Source organism: Pantoea sp. VS1, assembly GCF_002207995.1.
GTDB classification, from domain to species: Bacteria; Pseudomonadota; Gammaproteobacteria; order Enterobacterales; family Enterobacteriaceae; genus Pantoea; species Pantoea dispersa.
The window spans coordinates 1-1,830 of record NZ_NHZE01000101.1; the positions used below are offsets into that span (position 1 = coordinate 1).

Genomic DNA, 1,830 nt, shown 5'->3' on the forward strand with positions numbered 1-1,830 from the left:
CGCAACCACGGAATTTCCTCTTATGACACACCCCGCTGAAATATCGGCTCAGCCGGTCGTGCGCGATCGCTGGGGCGGCTGGACGCATCCTGCTTTTTTCCTGCCGGCAGGCGGCAATGATTATCCGCAGCCTGGCGAGTTTGAGGCCTGGCTTAACGCGCATCATCTGCAGGCGGCGACCACCTGGATGGAAAACGACGTCCCGGACTGGATGATGTCGGACTACCGGAAAACCGGCAACTGCAGCGCGTGGCAGCCTTCCGGCCCGGCGGGCGAGGGCTGGTTTACCGGCAGCATCCACGACACGGACGACGGCCCGGTGTGCGTCTGGCTGCGGCGAAAGGCGGAGGCACAGGACGCATGAAGCGCTTTCTCCTCATACTGTGCCTGCTGACTGCGGGCATTATGGCAAAGCCGGTGATGGCGGCAACCAGCAACGCCGGCGACGGCCGCTGGGTGAATCCGATCAGCGACGTCTGCTGGAAGTGCCTGTTTCCCATGTCGCTCGGCAGCATTCAGCTGGCCTCCGGCGCGCACCCGGACACGCCAAACCCGGCCTCGCCCATTCAGCTGTGCCCGTACGGCATTTTTTACCGGCTGGGGCTGGCCATCGGCTTCTGGGAGCCGCTGGCGCTCACCGACGTGACCCGCGAGCCGGGCGTGATGGTGAACATGGGCGGGTTTAAAATCGACCTCGGCCGCACCGGTACCGGGCGCGGGGGGCAGAGCGACGCGCCCACGCCCGGCAGCTTCTATCACGTGCACTGGTACAAGTATCCGCTGATTTTCTGGCTCAACATCATCACCAGTACGGGCTGCATGCAGACCGGTGACATGGACATTGCCTACCTCTCGGAGGTGGACCCGCTCTGGAACGACAGCACGCTGGCCATGATCCTGAATCCGGAAGTGGCGCTCTTCAGTAACCTGCTGGCGCAGGGCGCCTGCGCGGCTGACTCCATTGCCTCCACCGCAGGTGTGCCGCTGGACCCGCTGTTCTGGTGCGCCGGCGCACAGGGCTCGATGTATCCGTTCACGGGCTATACCAGCAACGAGTTTTCACCGCTGGAGGCCTCGCTGCTGGTCAGCGAGCGCATGGCCTTCAAGCTGCATCGCGAGGGACTGGTGATGGAGACGGTCGGGGCGGACGTGGCGGTGTGCTACGAATATCCATCCCCGATCATCCCAAAATCCCGCTGGCGCTATCAGATGGTGAACATGTACCCCGAACCCTCGGACTGCCACCCGTTCGGCACGACCACGCAGCTGTGGGGCTCGGTACACAACTCTCCCGCGTCGAAGAAGAACTTCGGCTACCTCATGTGGCGAAAGCGCAACTGCGTTTACCTGTAAGGAATCAGCATGAATATTCCACTGACTACGGCGCTGGCCCTCAGCGCTGCGCTGCTCTGCGCGACCACGCAGGCGGCTGAGCAGCCCACCATTTCCGGCAGCGACATGACGTACATGAAACAGCAGCAGCGCGAGCTGGAGCTGTTCAAAAGCCAGCTGCAGGGCACGAACATCACCCTGCCGGATGCGCAGCAGGGACGGGTGGCGCAGATGCAGAATGAGATTGCCGCCGGACAGGCGGAGCAGAACAGCGCGACCCGGCAGACGCCGCGCGCGGTGTATTTCGTGAGCCTGGGCATTCCGGAAGAGGGGCTGCTGCCGATGCTCTCTGATGCCCGCCGCTTCGGCATTCCGGCTACCCTGCGCGGGCTGCTGAACAACGACTTTCGCCAGACCGCAGAGAAGATGTTTGAACTGTCGAAGAAGGACAGGCAGGCGGGCGTGCAGATTGACCCGACCCTGTTTCAGCAGTACGGC

The 1,830-nt window shown here is 63.3% G+C and carries 3 protein-coding genes; all 3 read left to right on the top strand.

From position 1 onward, the window contains the following. Window positions 1-22: 22 nt before the first annotated feature. Entirely contained in the window at window positions 23-364 is a 342-nt protein-coding gene (locus tag CBW22_RS24050) for a hypothetical protein (protein WP_088518081.1), read from the top strand. Then, window positions 361-1,353 (top strand): conjugal transfer pilus assembly protein TraU, encoded by a 993-nt coding sequence (gene traU / locus CBW22_RS24055; RefSeq protein WP_088518082.1) that lies wholly within the window; start codon window positions 361-363, stop codon window positions 1,351-1,353. Before CBW22_RS24050 ends, traU begins: the two co-directional genes overlap by 4 nt. 9 nt (window positions 1,354-1,362) lie before the next feature. Then, window positions 1,363-1,830 (top strand): TrbC family F-type conjugative pilus assembly protein (locus tag CBW22_RS24060; protein ID WP_088518083.1); only part of this gene is annotated, 468 nt, incomplete at its 3' end.